A 15,929-nucleotide genomic window follows, 5' to 3' on the forward strand; every position below is an offset into this window, starting at 1 on the left:
GCCCCTTTGGGGGCGCGTCATCGCGTCCTCCGACACACATCAGGAGTCCGCATGGCCACCACGACCACCCCCACCACCGCCCCCTTTCGTTTCTTCGCCCTCCAAGTAGTTCGCACCGCCCGCCTCGGGCCCTCCCTCCTCCGGATCACCTTCGCCGGGGACGACCTGTCGGCCTTCTTCTCAGACGGGCGCGACCAGAGTCTCTCCCTCTTCCTTCCGCACCCGGGGCAGGACGCCCCCGCCGTGCCCGTCGAGCTGGGCGACGGATGGTGGCAGGGCTGGCGTGAACTCCCGGACGACGTACGGGCGGTGATGCGCTCGTACACCCTCCGCGCTCTGCGCGTCGACGCTCACGGCCGTACGACGGAGATCGACATCGACTTCGTCCTGCACGGCGTCGAACCCGGCGCCGTCGCTCCCGCCGGGCCCGCCTCCCTCTGGGCCTCACGGGCCGGCGTCGGGGACCGTGTCCTGCTGCTCGGGCCGGCGGTCGCCGACAACCGCGCGATCCGCTTCCGCCCGCCGACCGGCACCGATCTCGTCGTCATCTGGGCGGACGAGACCGCCGTACCGGCCGCCTCCGCGATCCTCGAATCACTGCCCGCGGGCACCCGGGCCCAGGTCTGGCTTGAGGCCGGGCACGCAGGGGACATCCAGGATCCGGTGACCGACGCCGACGCCGAGATCACCTGGCTCGTACGCGGCGCGGCCACCGGTTCGGGAACAGGCGCCCCCACAGCGCTGCAAGCGATCCGGGCCGCGCAACTCCCCGCCGCCGAGCGGCCGTACGTCTGGATCGCCGGCGAGTCGTCCGCCCTGAAGGAGCTGCGCCGGCATCTCGTACGGGAGCGCGGTATCGACCGTCGGGCCGTCACCTTCGTCGGTTACTGGCGGCGCGGGCTGAGCGAGGAGCAGCTGCGCGAGCAGTCCGAATGACGGGAGAGGCCCAGATCACAGCCGTGACGGTGGGACGCCTGATTCACAGAAACTTAGGTTAGGCTAACCTAAGTTGATCGTTCAGTCGTTCGGCGTGCCGAACCAGCACCTGCCCTCTCTGTCCCCCCCGGAGGCTCCCCCGATGCGCTCGCACCTGCTCAATGACACGACCGCGGAGCGGTACCGCCGTTCCGTGACCGAAGGAGTCGAGCGGGTGGCGGCGAAACTCGCCACCACGGACCGTCCGTTCACCGGCGTCACGGTCGACGCCCTCGCCCCCCGCATCGACCGGATCGACCTGGACCGGCCCCTCCTCGACGAGGCCGCCGCCCTCGACGAGCTCGAAGAGGTCTATCTGCGCGACGCGATCTACTTCCACCACCCGCGCTACCTCGCCCACCTCAACTGCCCGGTCGTCATACCGGCGGTGCTCGGCGAGGCGATCCTCTCCGCCGTCAACTCCTCCCTCGACACCTGGGACCAGTCGGCCGGCGGCACCCTCATCGAGCGCAAACTGATCGACTGGACCAACGAGCGCACCGGCCTCGGTCCCGGCGCCGACGGCATCTTCACCAGTGGCGGCAGCCAGTCCAACCTCCAGGCGCTGCTGCTGGCCCGGGAGGAGGCGAAGAGCGAGTCCCTCGCCGACCTGCGTATCTTCGCCTCCGAGGTCAGCCACTTCAGCGTGAAGAAGTCCGCGAAGCTCCTCGGCCTGAGCCCGGACGCGGTCGTCTCCATCCCCGTCGGCCACGACAAGCGGATGCAGACGGTCGCCCTCGCCCACGAGTTGGAGCGCTGCCGGCGCGACGGGCTGGTTCCCATGGCCGTCGTCGCCACCGCCGGCACCACCGACTTCGGCTCCATCGACCCGCTGCCCGAGATCGCCGAACTCTGTGCCCAGTACGGCACTTGGCTGCACGTCGACGCCGCCTACGGCTGCGGACTGCTCGCCTCGGTCAAGCGCAGGGACCTCCTCACCGGCATCGAGCGCGCCGACTCGGTCACCGTCGACTACCACAAGTCCTTCTTCCAGCCCGTGAGTTCAAGCGCCGTACTGGTCCGGGACGCGGCCACGCTCCGGCACGCCACCTATCACGCGGAGTACCTCAACCCGCGCCGCATGGTGCAGGAGCGCATCCCCAACCAGGTCGACAAGTCCCTGCAGACGACCCGGCGTTTCGACGCGCTCAAGCTGTGGATGACCCTGCGCGTGATGGGCGCCGACGGTATCGGCGAACTCTTCGACGAGGTGTGCGACCTGGCCCAGGAGGGCTGGGAGATCCTTGCCGCCGACCCGCGCTACGACGTCGTCGTCGAACCCTCCCTCTCCACCCTCGTCTTCCGCTACATCCCCGCCACCGTCACCGACCCCGCGGACATCGACCGCGCCAACCTGTACGCCCGCAAGGCCCTGTTCGCCTCCGGCGCGGCCGTGGTCGCGGGGACGAAGGTCGGCGCACGCCACTACCTCAAGTTCACCCTGCTCAACCCCGAGACCACGGTGGACGACATCACCGCCGTACTCGACCTGATCGCCGGCCATGCCGAGCAGTACCTGGGAGATTCCGTTGACCGCGTCACTTCCGTCGCTTCCTGAAGCCGAAGCCATGAAAAGGACCGAAGCAGTGCGGAAGACCTACGACTTCATCGGGATCGGGCTCGGCCCCTTCAACCTCGGACTCGCCTGTCTCACCGAGCCGATCGACGAACTCGACGGCCTCTTCCTCGAGTCGAAGCCCGACTTCGAATGGCACTCGGGAATGTTCCTCGACGGCGCCCATCTCCAGACGCCGTTCATGTCGGACCTCGTCACCCTCGCCGATCCGACCTCCCCGTACTCCTTCCTCAACTACCTGAAGGAATCGGGCCGTCTCTACTCGTTCTACATCCGCGAGAACTTCTACCCCCTGCGCGTCGAGTACGACGACTACTGCCGCTGGGCCGCCGGCAGACTCCGCAGCGTCCGCTTCAACACCACGGTCTCGGAGGTGACTTACGAGGACGATGACGAGCTGTACGTCGTCCGCACGGTCACCGGTGACGTGTACCGGGCGCGGAAGCTCGTCCTCGGCACCGGTACTCCCCCGTACATCCCGGAGGCGTGCGCGGACCTGGCCGGCGACTTCATCCACAACTCGCAGTACATGCGGCACAAGCGGGAGTTGCAGGCCAAGGAGTCGATCACGCTCGTCGGCAGCGGTCAGTCCGCCGCCGAGATCTACCACGACCTCCTCAGCGAGATCGACGTCCACGGCTACCGGCTGAACTGGGTGACGCGCTCACCGCGCTTCTTCCCGCTCGAATACACCAAGCTGACACTGGAGATGACCTCCCCGGAGTACGTCGACTACTTCCGCGCGCTGCCCGAGCGGACCCGTTACCGCCTCACGCAGGAGCAGAAGGGCCTGTTCAAGGGGATCGACGGGGAGCTGATCAACGAGATCTTCGACCTGCTCTACCGGAAGAACCTCGGCGGCCCGGTCCCCACCCGTCTGCTCACCAACTCCGCGCTGAACACGGTGACTTACGAGAGCGGCAGCCGGACGTACACGCTCGGGCTGCGCCAGGAGGAGCAGGAGAAGGACTACACGCTGGACACCCAGGGGCTGATCCTCGCCACCGGTTACAGGTACGCCGAGCCCGAGTTCCTGGGGCCCGTCCGCGACCGGCTGCGCTACGACACCCAGGGCAACTTCGACATCGCCCGCAACTACGCGATCGACACGACCGGACGCGGGATCTTCCTCCAGAACTCCGGTGTCCACACCCACTCGATCACCTCGCCCGACCTGGGCATGGGCGCGTACCGCAACAGCTTCATCATCGGCGAGCTGCTCGGCAGCGAGTACTACCCGGTCGAGAAGACCATCGCCTTCCAGGAGTTCGCCGTATGAGCACCTCGACCGCCGTGGGCAGCCTGACCGTTCGCGCCCTCGACCCGCTCCAGGACGCCGAGCTGCTGCACAGCTGGCTCACACACCCCAAGGCCGCCTACTGGATGATGCAGGAGGCCCGGCTCGAAGACGTCGAGCGGGCCTACATGGAGGTCGCCGCCGACGAGCACCAGGAAGCCTTTCTCGGTCTCCGGGACGGCGAACCCGCCTTCCTGATGGAGCGGTACGACCCGGTCCACCGTGAGCTGGTCGGCCTGTACGAGCCCGAGCCCGGCGACGTCGGCATGCACTTCCTGGTGCCGGCGACCGACACACCTGTGCCGGGGTTCACCCGGGCCGTCATCACCGCCGTGATGACACACCTCTTCGAGGACCCGCGCACCGCCCGCGTCGTCGTCGAGCCGGACGTCGGCAACAAGGCCGTCCACGCCCTGAACGAAGCCGTCGGGTTCGTGCCCGAGCGAGAGATACAGAAGCCGGAGAAGAAGGCGTTGCTGAGTTTCTGCACCCGCGAGCAGTTCGAGAGGGCGATGTCCGTATGAGCCTCGCCGACGCCACGGCCCACCTCTCCCCCGAACGCTGGGAGCAGGCCAACCGCCTCCTCATCCGCAAGGCACTCGCCGAGTTCGCGCACGAACGCCTGATCACCCCCGAGCCCGAGCAGCACAAAAACGGAGACGGGGACGGGTACGTCGTACTCGGGGACGACGGCCTGACCCGCTACCGCTTCACCGCCACCCGCCACGCCCTCGACCACTGGCAGGTCGACGCCGACTCGATCACCCGGCACCGCGACGGAGCCGAACTCCCGCTCGCCGCCCTCGACTTCTTCATCGAACTGCGGAAATCACTCGGCCTGAGCGACGAGGTCCTGCCCGTGTACCTGGAGGAGATCTCCTCCACCCTCTCCGGCACCTGCTACAAGCTCACCAAGCCGCAGATCCCCGTCGCCGAGCTCGTGAGCAGCGGCTTCCAGGAGATCGAGACCGGGATGACCGAGGGGCACCCCTGTTTCGTCGCCAACAACGGGCGGCTCGGCTTCGGCGTGCACGAGTACCTCGCGTACGCACCCGAGACCGCGAGCCCGGTCCGGCTGGTGTGGCTGGCCGCACACCGCTCGCGCGCCGCGTTCACGGCGGGCGTCGGCATCGAGTACGAGGCCTTCCTGCGCGCGGAGTTGGGGCAGGAGACGGTCGTCCGCTTCCGTACGAAACTGTCCGACCAGGGCCTCGACCCCACCGAGTACCTCTTCATCCCGGTGCACCCCTGGCAGTGGTGGAACAAGCTCAGCGTCACCTTCGCCGCCGAGATCGCCCAGCGGAACCTGGTCTGCCTGGGCGAGGGCGACGACGAGTACCTCGCCCAGCAGTCCATCCGGACCTTCTTCAACCGGTCCGCCCCCGGGAAGCACTACGTCAAGACGGCTCTGTCGGTCCTCAACATGGGCTTCATGCGCGGGCTTTCGGCCGCGTACATGGAGGCGACCCCGGCCATCAACGACTGGCTTGCCCAACTCATCGAAAACGACCCGGTGTTGAAGTCGACAGGCCTGTCGATCATCCGGGAGCGCGCGGCCGTCGGCTACCGCCACCTGGAGTACGAGGCCGCCACCGACCGCTACTCGCCGTACCGCAAGATGCTGGCCGCGCTCTGGCGCGAGAGCCCGGTGCCGTCCCTCGCGGAGGGCGAGTCGCTCGCGACGATGGCCTCCCTGCTCCACGTCGACCACGAGGGCCGTTCCTTCGCCGGGGCGCTCGTCGAGCAGTCGGGCCTGACTCCGAAGGAGTGGCTGCGCGGCTACCTCCGCGCCTACTTCACCCCGCTCCTGCACAGCTTCTACGCCTACGACCTCGTCTACATGCCGCACGGCGAGAACGTCATCCTCGTCCTGCGGGACGGCACGGTCCAGCGCGCGATCTACAAGGACATCGCCGAGGAGATCGCCGTCATGGATCCGGACGCGGTACTGCCGCCGACGGTCGAGCGGCTGCGGGTGGACGTCCCGGAGGAGAAGAAGCTCCTGTCCGTTTTCACGGACGTCTTCGACTGCTTCTTCCGCTTCCTGGCCGCGAACCTCGCCACCGAAGGCGTCCTGGCGGAGGACGACTTCTGGCGGACGGTCGCCGAGGTCACCCGCGCCTACCAGGAGGCGAACCCCGAACTCGCCGACAGGTTCCGCCAGTTCGACATGTTCGCCCCCGAGTTCGCCCTGTCCTGCCTCAATCGGCTGCAACTGCGTAACAACGAGCAGATGGTGGACCTGGCCGACCCGGCAGGCGCCCTCCAGCTGATCGGCACCCTGGAGAATCCCGTCTCAGGGTTCTGATCAAGGCAGACGGGCTCCCCGGGTACGGTCCCCGGGGAGCCCGTCGCCGTCCCTGGCCTCGTCTCCGCCGCCCCCACCGATTCCGTGTACGCGACACCGGCGGGTGAACGCACAGGCCCCTCACAGAATGCGGCACTACGGTCCTGGCCTTGCCGTGCCCGCTCCGTGGGGAGTCAAGTTCATGACCGAGCACCTCGCACAGCAAGTCCCGTACCACCAGACGTCGTTGCCCGGCCTCCCGCCGGAACACGCCCCGGCCGTCCACGCGTACGCCGACGCCTTCTGCACGAAGTCGCGCGACGCCACCGACCTGGCCGCCCAGGTGCTCGCCCGCGGATCACGGCAGCACGGGCCCGCCCTGCGCACCGCGCTCCTCGCCGACGTACGGCGCACCGCCGACAGTTGGCTGCGCGACGGACGGCACGGGCTGCTGCGCCCGGAGTTCCGCGACTGGTCGAAACGGGCGGCCGACACCTTCGGCCCCGTCGACACACTGCGCCGGGTGGAGCACAGCTCGGTTCTGCTGGCCGCCTTCGAGCAACTGCCCGACCAGCAGCGGGCCGCACTGTGGCTGTGCCTGGCCGAGCCGGAGGAGACGGCGTCGGCGGCCAGGACCCTGAACACGACCGAGGAGTTCGCCCTCTCCCTGGCGCAGACGGCCCGCGGTCGCCTGGTCGACACCTTCCTGCGCGTCCGGGCCGACCGCACCGCCGACCCGCAGTGCCTCCGCTACGGCGGCATGCTCGGCGCCATCGCCCGCGGCACCCATCGCGAGGCCCCCGCGGATCTCCGGCACCACCTGGACACCTGCCGCTTCTGCGCCCGCGACCTGCGCTTGCTGCGCACGCTCGCGGTGGGCGGCGCGGAGGACGTACGGCGGCTGGTGGTGGACCAGGTGCTGGTGTGGGGCGGCGCCGCCTACCGCAAGGCCCGGTCGGGCGACCGGGGGCCGACCGGTGAGCCCGGCACACCGACCGCGCCGCCCGGCGCCCCGTCCGCCCCGTCCGAGGACGGAGGTCTCAAGCCCGACGGCCGCAGACGCAGACACCCGGTGCTGACGGTCGCGGTCACGGTGGCCGTCACCGCCGCCCTGACCACCGGAGCGCTGCGGCTGTTGGCGGGGTCCGACTCCGCGGAGGGGGCCGAGCGTCCCCGGTCCACGGCGAGCGCCTCCATCGCCCCGTCTTCCGTGGCCGCCGCCACCAGCGACACGATCACCCTGAAGAGCGTGTCCACCGGACGCTGTGTCACCGGCCCGGCGGGCGACGCCTCGCCGGGTTCCGGCCCCTCCGCCGCCGATCCCGTCCTGGCGGCCTGCGACAGCGGGGAGACGCAGAAGTGGCGGGTCGTCCCCCTCACCGGGGGCGCGGTCGCCCTGGTGAACGTCGCGTCGGAGTTCTGCCTGGACATCGCGGGCTACCGGGTCGCGGGCGACGGGATGCAGCAGCGGCCGTGCGCCTACGTACAGGGATCGGCCGCGCCCTTCCCGGAGGACCAGGCGTTCCTGCCGAAGGCCGTGGCCGGCGACTCGTTCGTCCTGGTCTGTCAGGACAACCCGGAGATCGCCCTCGGGGTGCGCGCCGGAAAGCTCTCGATGCGCACAACCACCTTGACCGGTAAGCCCGTTCGCTTCGCCCTGGACGACGGGGCCGCGAACGCGCTGGGGCTGGGACCGGGGCTGTGACGGCCGGTGCCGGAGTCTCCGGTGCCAGAATCTCCCCATGGCGGAAATCATCCAGAAGGACGGCACCTGGGTCTTCGACGGTGACGCCCTCCGGCTCACCCCGGGGCGCGACAGGAACATCAGCCTGCTCCGCAAGGATTTGGGCGAACTCGCTGTCCCCCTGGGCGCGTTGGCCGGTGTCTCCTTCGAGCAGGGCAGAAAGACGGGACGCCTCAGGCTCCGGCTGCGCGACGGCGCCGACCCGCTGCTCCAGGCGACCGGCGGCAAACTGACGGACACCGACGACCCGTACCAGCTGAACGTGGAGTCCGACCGCTACGGCGTCGCCGAGTACTTCGTGGACGAGGTGCGTAACGCGCTGCTGCTCGACGAGGTGCCGTCCGGCGCCGTGGACCGGTATCTGCTGCCCGGGCCCGCCGTACCGCTGTCCGTGTCGGCCGGGGACGGCACCGCCACCTTCGACGGTGAGCACGTCCGGCTGGAGTGGAACTGGAAGACGGAGGACGCGAAGGCCGCCGCCGGCCCCCGATCCCTGGCCGTCGCCGACATCGTGGCCGTCGAGTGGCATCCGGCGGTGGGCCTGGAGAACGGCCACCTGCGCTTCGGTGTGCGCCGCGCGCCGACCAAGGCCCCGCCGAAGTACGACCCCAACTCCGTCGAGCTGTGGGGATTCAAGAAGGACCCGCTGATGGCGTTGGTCGCGGCGGCCGTCCAGGCCCGGCTGCCGCATCCGGGGGCGCCCGTGACGGACGTACCGGCGCAGCGGCGGAAGGAGATCGCCGGGCCCACGGCCGACAGCGCGCCGTCGGCCGAACACGACCACGACGCCCACCTCCGCCGCCTGCGCGAACTCGGCGAACTGCACCGGACCGGCGTCCTCACGGACGACGAGTTCGCGCACGCCAAACAGGCGGTCCTCAAGCGCATGTAGAGGCACATGTGAAAAGCATGCAACTCGCGCCGGAGAACCGCCCGTTGGTGTCACCCGTACGCCCTGCCTTCTGGGCATACGCGCGTGCTCAGCGTACGCGGCGCGCGACCGTGAAGCGGTCGACCTCCTCGCCCGTCTCCGCGATACCGCGCACCGTCAGCGTGGCGAGGCGGCCCTTGGACGCGGGGGTGACGTCGACGCGGAGGAACGAGTAGTCGAGGTAGCGCACGCGCGACCAGGTGACCGTCTCGTTGACCTTGCCGTCCTTGGTGTTGATGAAGGAGGCGACCGAGTCGACCTCGTTCTCGTGGCCCTCGTAGGAGAGCGGGGCGGTGAACGCGTACAGGCTGCGGCCGGCGGCGCCCGCCGTCACGTAGACGACACCCTCGGTCTCGGGGTACGAAGTGCCGCCGATCGGGAGCTTCTTGGTGACCGCGCCGTTCTTGATGACGTCGGTGCGCTCGTACTGGTGGTTGTGGCCGTTGATGACCAGGTCGACCGTGTACTTCTCGAACAGCGGCACCCACTCCTGGCGCACGCCCCCCTCCGAGGCGTGCGCGGTGGAGGTGCAGTAGGCGCAGTGGTGGAAGAAGACCACGACGAAGTCGACGTCCTCGGAGGCGCGGAACTTCTTGAGCTGCGCCTCCAGCCACTTGGTCTGCGTGCCGCCGGAGATGCCGAGGTTGGCCGGGATCTCGAAGGAGATGTCGTTGGCGTCGAGCGAGATGACCGCCGTGTTGCCGTAGACGAAGGAGTAGACGCCGGGGAGGTTCTTCTTGTCCGGGCCGTTGTCGGGGAGGTTCCAGCGGGCGTCCTCGCCGCCGTAGCCGTTGGGCGAGTACCAGGCCTCCATGTCGTGGTTGCCGTAGGCCGGCATCCACGGCACGGACTTGGCGACCGACTCGGTCTGGGCGAGGAACTGGTCCCACACGCGCGAGTCGAAGCCGGTGTCGGAGGTCTTGCCCTGCCCGGTCGGGTCGCCGTACGCGATGTCGCCGGCGTGCAGGTGGAAGGCCGGGTTCTGGCCGAGGAGCAGGCTGTTGTTGGCGAGGGCGTGGTAGCTGACGCCCTCGTCGCCGAAGGCCGTGAAGGTGAACGGCTTCTTGTGGTTAGGGGCGGTGGTGAAGGTGCCGAGGGTGCCCAGCAGGTGTGCCTCGGCCGGGTCGAAGCCGGCGTGGCCGACACCGTAGTAGTAGGTCCTGCCGGGGCGCAGGTGGGTGAGCTCGGCATGCAGGTAGTACTGGGTGTGGTCGCCGCTGGCGCCGATTCCGGCCGGGGTGTAGAGGGTGCGGACCTCGGCCTCGATCTTGCGGGAGAGGTCCCACGGGTGGGCGCCGATCCGGATGAAGGGCTTCTTCACCGCGACCGGGACCTGCCAGGAGACGGTGATCTCCGTGCGGGGGTCGTTGCCCCAGGCGAGGTGCCGGCCGAAGGGGGCGACGAGCGCGCCGTCGACCTTCTCGGCCTGCCCGTACGTCTGTGTCGGTACGGAGGTCCGCGTCGCGGCCTGGGCGACCGCGCCCGGCACGAACGCTCCGCCCGCTACGGCGCCGACGGTGACGGCGCCGCTTCTGATCATCGTGCGCCGTGAGAACTTGGCGCGAAGGTACTCGTGCTGCTCGGCCATGCTCATGCGGTCGGCGAGCTGCTCGGGTACGCCCATGCGAGGAGTGTCCATGGCTGAAAACGGTGCTCTGGGTACCCATCGCGCCGCAGGACACAGGGTGAACAGGCCCCGAACAGGGTCCCATAAGAGTTTCAACAGACCGTTGCCCGATATCGGGCAGGATTCTTGCGATTGCCGTCGCTTTACCTCAGGATCGTCAGGTGCACGACGACCTCATTGATCATCTGCTGCGTACCACGCCCCTGGCCCGGGGCGAGGCGCTACGAGTCATTCAGGACGTTCTCGCCTACTTCGACGAGACAACCGAGGATTATGTCCGTCGCCGCCACCGCGAACTCCAGAGTCAGGGACTGGTGAACGCGGAGATCTTCGACCGGATCGAGGCGGACCTGCGATACCGCGCGGTCGCACCGCCGGAACTCACCCTCCGGCAGCTGCGCCGCATCGTCTACGGCTAGCTCATCCACGTACGCATCCACGTACGACAGAGACAGGGACAGGGACACTTATACATGTGCGGAATTGTCGGATACATCGGCAGGCGTGACGTGGCACCGCTGCTCCTCGAAGGCCTGCAGCGCCTGGAGTACCGCGGCTACGACTCGGCGGGCATCGTCGTGACCTCGCCGAAGGCCACGGGCCTGAAGATGGTCAAGGCCAAGGGCCGGGTCCGGGACCTGGAGGCCAAGGTCCCCAAGCGCTTCGCCGGCACCACCGGCATCGCCCACACCCGCTGGGCCACGCACGGCGCCCCCTCCGACCACAACGCGCACCCGCACATGTCGGCCGACAACAAGGTCGCCGTCGTCCACAACGGGATCATCGACAACGCCTCCGACCTGCGCAAGAAGCTGGAGGCCGACGGCGTCGAGTTCCTCTCCGAGACGGACACCGAGGTCCTCACCCACCTCATCGCCCGCTCCCAGGCGGAGACCCTGGAGGAGAAGGTCCGCCAGGCGCTGCGCGTGATCGAGGGCACGTACGGCATCGCCGTCATGCACGCCGACTTCCCCGACCGCATCGTGACGGCCCGCAACGGCTCGCCGGTCGTCCTGGGCATCGGCGAGAAGGAGATGTTCGTCGCCTCGGACATCGCCGCGCTGGTCACCCACACGCGGCAGATAGTGACACTGGACGACGGCGAGATGGCCACCCTCAAGGCCGACGACTTCCGCACGTACACGACCGAGGGCACGCGTACGACGGCCGAGCCGACCACCGTGGAGTGGGAGGCCGCCTCCTACGACATGGGCGGCCACGACACCTACATGCACAAGGAGATCCACGAGCAGGCCGAGGCCGTCGACCGCGTCCTGCGCGGCCGGATCGACGACCGCTTCTCCACGGTCCACCTCGGCGGCCTCAACCTGGACGCCCGCGAGGCGCGTGCCGTGCGGCGCGTCAAGATCCTGGGCTGCGGCACCTCGTACCACGCGGGCATGATCGGCGCCCAGATGATCGAGGAGCTGGCCCGTATCCCGGCCGACGCCGAGCCGGCCTCCGAGTTCCGCTACCGCAACGCGGTCGTCGACCCCGACACCCTGTACGTGGCCGTCTCGCAGTCCGGTGAGACGTACGACGTGCTGGCCGCCGTCCAGGAGCTGAAGCGCAAGGGCGCGCGGGTGCTGGGCATCGTCAACGTGGTCGGTTCGGCGATCGCCCGCGAGGCGGACGGCGGCATGTACGTGCACGCCGGCCCCGAGGTCTGCGTCGTCTCGACGAAGTGCTTCACCAACACCACGGTCGCCTTCGCGCTCCTCGCCCTGCACCTGGGCCGCACCCGTGACCTGTCGGTCCGTGACGGCAAGCGGATCATCGAGGGCCTGCGCAGGCTGCCCGGGCAGATCTCCGAGATCCTCGATCAGGAGGAGGAGATCAAGAAGCTGGCCGAGCAGTACGCCGAGGCCCGCTCGATGCTCTTCATCGGCCGCGTCCGGGGCTACCCGGTGGCCCGCGAGGCCTCCCTGAAGCTCAAGGAGGTCTCGTACATCCACGCCGAGGCCTACCCCGCCTCGGAGTTGAAGCACGGCCCGCTGGCCCTCATCGAGCCCGCGCTGCCCACGGTCGCGATCGTCCCGAACGACGACCTCCTGGAGAAGAACCGCGCCGCCCTGGAGGAGATCAAGGCCCGCAGCGGCCGCATCCTCGCGGTGGCCCACCAGCACCAGGAGAAGGCCGACGAGACGATCATCGTCCCGAAGAACGAGGACGAGCTGGACCCGATCCTGATGGGCATCCCCCTCCAACTCCTCGCCTACCACACGGCATTGGCCCTGGGCCGGGACATCGACAAGCCGCGAAACCTCGCGAAGTCGGTAACGGTGGAGTAGGAGACCTGCTTTCAGGGGCGCGGGGAACTGCGCGACCAGCCCCCACGCACCCGCGGAGGCCGACGAACAGAGACGGACCCCTCGTACTGCCACCAGGCACGAGGGGTCCGCTCACATCGCCGGGAGTCGCCCAACCCCCGGCCTGCGCAGCACCCCGAGGCCGTCACACCCCGGGTGCGGTGACCGGTATATGCCCTTCACAAGCGCACGAACACCTCTACGCGCAAGTAGGTTTGCCCAGCGCAACAAAGGCACCCTGCAAGGGAGTTCGGAGACCCCGGGAACCCCAGGGAACCTAGGGAATGACCACGACCGGCCGCTGCGCCCGCTTCGCGAGCCGCCCGGCCACCGACCCGAAGATGCGCCCGACGATGCCGTGGGTCGAGCCGACCACGATCGCGTCGGCCTCGTACTCGCGCCCCACCTCTTCGAGTTCGTGGCAGATGTCGCCACCACGCTCCACGAGGATCCAGGGCACCTCGGCCAGATAGTCCGCGCACGCGAGTTCGAGCCCGAGGACCTCGGTCCGGTGGTCAGGCACGTCGACGAAGACGGGCGGCTCGCAGCCGGCCCACACCGTGGTGGGGAGTCGGTTGGCGACGTGCACGATGATCAGACCCGAACCTGAACGGTGGGCCATGCCGATGGCGTACGCGAGGGCGCGCTCGCTCGACGTCGAGCCGTCGAAACCGACGACGACACCGTGCTTGAACGCGGGGTCGCAGGACTGACGTGGTTCTTCCGCCGCCAAGGGCTCGGCCGCCGTGTGATCGGCGACGGGGCGCTTGCGGTCCGCGGGTTCCAGAAATTCGTGACCGGCCATGGGATTCTCGGCGTTTTGATCCTCGTGGTGGGACGACGTAATGGGGACGACAGTGTGCGGCGGAGCTGTGTCCGGGAATCATCTTCCCAACCCCATACCCCCAAGGGTACGGCGGCACGCCTCCGTAGCCCACAGCCCGCACATGCTCCGGACGGGTTCCAGGGAGCATGCACGAGGGTGTGCCCGTAACGCAATGGTTGCTGCCACGTACAGGCTGTTTCCACAGGGTTCGCCTACATCTCGCCTACGGCGATCGCGATCGCGCACATCTTCCGGACATCATGACCAGTGACCGACCGCTCGAACACGCGTTGAACCCCGTGACCCGTCGTCACAGGGAGCAGCCATGACCTCACCGACCCAGGACTCCGCGACCGACCTCGTCCGCTGGGCGGCATTCAGCTGCGTTCTGGTCCCCGTGGTGCTCGTCCTCTACGGCACCTCGCTCGGCGGTGCGGCCGGTACGGCGCTGGGCCTGGCGGCCGTGACAGGGGTGTGCCGGATGCTGCTGAGGCAGTCGGAGCGGGGCGCGACCCGCGTGCCGGCCGAGGAGGGCGTCCCGCTCCCGGGGCGGCCCGCCGAGGAGGGTGCCCCTTCCCGGGGACGGCACGGGAGGGCCGGCTCCGGCCCTCACAGGGGCGGTCGACACTCCGGCGGAAGTACACCGGTCGACTGACCTGTTTTAGCGCACGCACCCGATGCTTTTCAGCCAACTTCCGGTAACCGCACACCCCTTGGCCGAACAACCCCCAAACCCCTGTTCCACCTGCACTGAAAGGGTCCAGGCGGGGCCGCGCACCCTACGCGGATTGGCCACTGGGACGAGGCGCACTTCCCTGCACGCCCCACGAGTGCAACGCTTCGTGATCGAATGCTTTACGCCAAGTTGCCAAGTCGACAATCTGTCGAGTGACCAACTGGTCACCTCGGCATCATGGGACACAGTAGATTCGATCTTGACTGTCTACGGCGGGGGACTCGTGCAGGACCGAGGGGAAACGTGTTGGAGCGACAGACCCGACAAGATAGGGGCGACGCGACCACCGAGGGGGGCTTAGCGGTATGAGCCACGACTCCACTGCCGCACCGGAAGCCGCGGCCCGGAAACTCTCCGGGCGACGCCGCAAGGAGATCGTCGCGGTGCTGCTGTTCAGCGGCGGCCCCATCTTCGAGAGTTCCATTCCACTTTCGGTGTTCGGGATCGACCGCCAGGACGCCGGAGTACCGCGCTACCGACTGTTGGTGTGCGGCGGAGAAGAGGGCCCGCTGCGGACCACCGGCGGGCTGGAACTGACCGCGCCGAACGGCCTGGAAGCGATCGCACGGGCAGGCACGGTCGTCGTGCCCGCCTGGCGTTCGATCACCGCGCCGCCGCCGGAGGAGGCGCTCGACGCACTGCGTCGGGCCCATGAAGAAGGTGCGCGGATCGTAGGCCTGTGCACAGGCGCGTTCGTCCTCGCGGCGGCGGGCCTGCTCGACGGCCGGCCGGCGACGACACACTGGATGTACGCACCGACGCTGGCGAAGCGCTATCCGTCCGTCCATGTCGACCCACGTGAACTCTTCGTGGACGACGGCGACGTACTGACCAGCGCCGGTACGGCGGCAGGCATCGACCTGTGCCTGCACATCGTGCGGACGGACCACGGCAACGAGGCGGCCGGCGCGCTGGCCCGCCGACTGGTGGTCCCACCGCGCCGATCGGGCGGCCAGGAGCGCTACCTCGATCGGTCTTTACCAGAGGAGATCGGCGCCGACCCGCTCGCCGAGGTCGTCGCCTGGGCGCTGGAGCACCTCCACGAGCAGTTCGACGTGGAGACGCTGGCGGCACGCGCGTACATGTCCCGTCGTACGTTCGACCGCCGCTTCCGCTCGCTCACGGGAAGCGCGCCGTTGCAGTGGCTGATCACGCAACGCGTCCTGCAGGCCCAGCGTCTCCTGGAGACGTCGGACTACTCGGTGGACGAGGTCGCGGGCCGCTGCGGCTTCCGTTCCCCGGTGGCCCTGCGCGGCCACTTCCGCCGCCAGTTGGGCTCGTCCCCGGCCGCGTACCGCGCGGCGTACCGGGCACGCAGGCCGCAGAGCGAACGGGTGCAGGAGCCGGACGGAGCGATGGCCGGGGCACAGGGCGGCCCCGGGGGCATGGGTACGCCGACCACTGCGGGCCAGGGTCACGGCCAGCACGGCCCGGGCCACGGCCAGGGCGGTCACGACCGCACCCTTCACCCGGACAGCCCGGTCCCGATCCAGGCCCGCCGCACGGCGAGCTCGGTCGGCCTGTCGGCGGACCACGGGCGGGATCCGTACGTCGGAAACCGCGCGAGCCTGCCGGGCCAGCGGAGCGGCGCGTAACGGCAGGTGAGTTGTGAACGGCGGAC

The 15,929-nt window shown here is 69.1% G+C and carries 13 protein-coding genes; 11 read left to right on the forward strand and 2 right to left on the reverse strand.

Annotated elements, in window-relative coordinates:
• The first annotated feature begins 51 nt into the window (after positions 1-51).
• The 7 genes from STRTUCAR8_RS15045 to STRTUCAR8_RS15075 all read left to right on the forward strand — a co-directional run bounded on the left by STRTUCAR8_RS15045 (position 52) and on the right by STRTUCAR8_RS15075 (position 8,771).
• Positions 52-936: a siderophore-interacting protein gene (locus STRTUCAR8_RS15045; RefSeq protein ID WP_006376630.1), complete on the forward strand. Its 885-nt coding sequence runs from the start codon at positions 52-54 to the stop codon at positions 934-936.
• Positions 937-1,078: 142 nt separating this feature from the next.
• Positions 1,079-2,533: a lysine decarboxylase DesA gene (gene desA / locus STRTUCAR8_RS15050; RefSeq protein ID WP_006376621.1), complete on the forward strand. Its 1,455-nt coding sequence runs from the start codon at positions 1,079-1,081 to the stop codon at positions 2,531-2,533.
• Between the two features lie 10 nt (positions 2,534-2,543).
• Positions 2,544-3,830, forward strand: a complete 1,287-nt coding sequence (locus STRTUCAR8_RS15055; RefSeq protein WP_086025757.1) for a lysine N(6)-hydroxylase/L-ornithine N(5)-oxygenase family protein — start codon at positions 2,544-2,546, stop codon at positions 3,828-3,830.
• Positions 3,827-4,372: a GNAT family N-acetyltransferase gene (locus tag STRTUCAR8_RS15060; RefSeq protein ID WP_006376593.1), complete on the forward strand. Its 546-nt coding sequence runs from the start codon at positions 3,827-3,829 to the stop codon at positions 4,370-4,372. The genes STRTUCAR8_RS15055 and STRTUCAR8_RS15060 overlap by 4 nt, the downstream gene beginning before the upstream one ends.
• The gene (locus STRTUCAR8_RS15065) at positions 4,369-6,156 is read left to right on the forward strand and encodes an IucA/IucC family protein (protein WP_006376610.1); all 1,788 of its coding nucleotides are present in this window, start codon (positions 4,369-4,371) and stop codon (positions 6,154-6,156) included. The genes STRTUCAR8_RS15060 and STRTUCAR8_RS15065 overlap by 4 nt, the downstream gene beginning before the upstream one ends.
• 181 nt (positions 6,157-6,337) lie before the next feature.
• Positions 6,338-7,840 carry an RICIN domain-containing protein gene (locus STRTUCAR8_RS15070; protein WP_006376612.1) on the forward strand — a complete coding sequence of 501 codons (1,503 nt, stop codon included), beginning with the start codon at positions 6,338-6,340 and terminating at the stop codon, positions 7,838-7,840.
• A gap of 37 nt (positions 7,841-7,877) precedes the next feature.
• A complete protein-coding gene (locus STRTUCAR8_RS15075; RefSeq protein ID WP_006376611.1) occupies positions 7,878-8,771 on the forward strand; it encodes a DUF4429 domain-containing protein in 894 nt (297 codons plus the stop codon).
• Between the two features lie 88 nt (positions 8,772-8,859).
• Here the strand turns inward: STRTUCAR8_RS15075 and STRTUCAR8_RS15080 are convergent, their stop codons facing one another.
• On the reverse strand, positions 8,860-10,434 hold the full coding sequence (locus STRTUCAR8_RS15080) for a purple acid phosphatase family protein (RefSeq protein ID WP_006376591.1): 1,575 nt from the start codon (positions 10,432-10,434) through the stop codon (positions 8,860-8,862).
• A gap of 164 nt (positions 10,435-10,598) precedes the next feature.
• On the opposite strand from STRTUCAR8_RS15080, the gene STRTUCAR8_RS15085 reads away from it, so the two are divergent.
• Together STRTUCAR8_RS15085 and glmS are read left to right on the forward strand one after the other, a co-directional pair.
• A complete protein-coding gene (locus STRTUCAR8_RS15085; RefSeq protein ID WP_006376604.1) occupies positions 10,599-10,856 on the forward strand; it encodes a hypothetical protein in 258 nt (85 codons plus the stop codon).
• Positions 10,857-10,910: 54 nt separating this feature from the next.
• Positions 10,911-12,728, forward strand: a complete 1,818-nt coding sequence (gene glmS / locus STRTUCAR8_RS15090) for a glutamine--fructose-6-phosphate transaminase (isomerizing) (RefSeq protein ID WP_006376590.1) — start codon at positions 10,911-10,913, stop codon at positions 12,726-12,728.
• A 295-nt stretch (positions 12,729-13,023) separates the two neighbouring features.
• Here glmS and STRTUCAR8_RS15095 read toward each other — a convergent pair whose 3' ends face one another.
• On the reverse strand, positions 13,024-13,551 hold the full coding sequence (locus STRTUCAR8_RS15095; protein WP_006376589.1) for a universal stress protein: 528 nt from the start codon (positions 13,549-13,551) through the stop codon (positions 13,024-13,026).
• A gap of 346 nt (positions 13,552-13,897) precedes the next feature.
• Between STRTUCAR8_RS15095 and STRTUCAR8_RS15100 the strand changes: the two genes are divergently transcribed.
• On the forward strand, positions 13,898-14,227 hold the full coding sequence (locus STRTUCAR8_RS15100) for a hypothetical protein (protein WP_006376609.1): 330 nt from the start codon (positions 13,898-13,900) through the stop codon (positions 14,225-14,227).
• 386 nt (positions 14,228-14,613) lie between these two features.
• Complete coding sequence (locus STRTUCAR8_RS15105; RefSeq protein WP_006376629.1) at positions 14,614-15,903, forward strand: helix-turn-helix domain-containing protein; 1,290 nt, start codon at positions 14,614-14,616, stop codon at positions 15,901-15,903.
• The last annotated feature ends 26 nt before the right edge of the window (positions 15,904-15,929 follow it).

It is taken from the genome of Streptomyces turgidiscabies Car8 (assembly GCF_000331005.1).
Lineage (GTDB): Bacteria > Actinomycetota > Actinomycetes > Streptomycetales > Streptomycetaceae > Streptomyces > Streptomyces turgidiscabies.

Coding starts and splice junctions, on each gene's coding strand:
- STRTUCAR8_RS15080 (WP_006376591.1), bottom strand. CDS start 10,434: ATGGGCGTACCCGAGCAGCTCGCCGACCGCATGAGCATGGCCGAGCAG.
- STRTUCAR8_RS15095 (WP_006376589.1), bottom strand. CDS start 13,551: ATGGCCGGTCACGAATTTCTGGAACCCGCGGACCGCAAGCGCCCCGTC.
- STRTUCAR8_RS15100 (WP_006376609.1), top strand. CDS start 13,898: ATGACCTCACCGACCCAGGACTCCGCGACCGACCTCGTCCGCTGGGCG.
- STRTUCAR8_RS15065 (WP_006376610.1), top strand. CDS start 4,369: ATGAGCCTCGCCGACGCCACGGCCCACCTCTCCCCCGAACGCTGGGAG.
- STRTUCAR8_RS15060 (WP_006376593.1), top strand. CDS start 3,827: ATGAGCACCTCGACCGCCGTGGGCAGCCTGACCGTTCGCGCCCTCGAC.
- STRTUCAR8_RS15075 (WP_006376611.1), top strand. CDS start 7,878: ATGGCGGAAATCATCCAGAAGGACGGCACCTGGGTCTTCGACGGTGAC.
- STRTUCAR8_RS15055 (WP_086025757.1), top strand. CDS start 2,544: ATGAAAAGGACCGAAGCAGTGCGGAAGACCTACGACTTCATCGGGATC.
- STRTUCAR8_RS15105 (WP_006376629.1), top strand. CDS start 14,614: ATGAGCCACGACTCCACTGCCGCACCGGAAGCCGCGGCCCGGAAACTC.
- STRTUCAR8_RS15070 (WP_006376612.1), top strand. CDS start 6,338: ATGACCGAGCACCTCGCACAGCAAGTCCCGTACCACCAGACGTCGTTG.
- glmS (WP_006376590.1), top strand. CDS start 10,911: ATGTGCGGAATTGTCGGATACATCGGCAGGCGTGACGTGGCACCGCTG.
- STRTUCAR8_RS15045 (WP_006376630.1), top strand. CDS start 52: ATGGCCACCACGACCACCCCCACCACCGCCCCCTTTCGTTTCTTCGCC.
- desA (WP_006376621.1), top strand. CDS start 1,079: ATGCGCTCGCACCTGCTCAATGACACGACCGCGGAGCGGTACCGCCGT.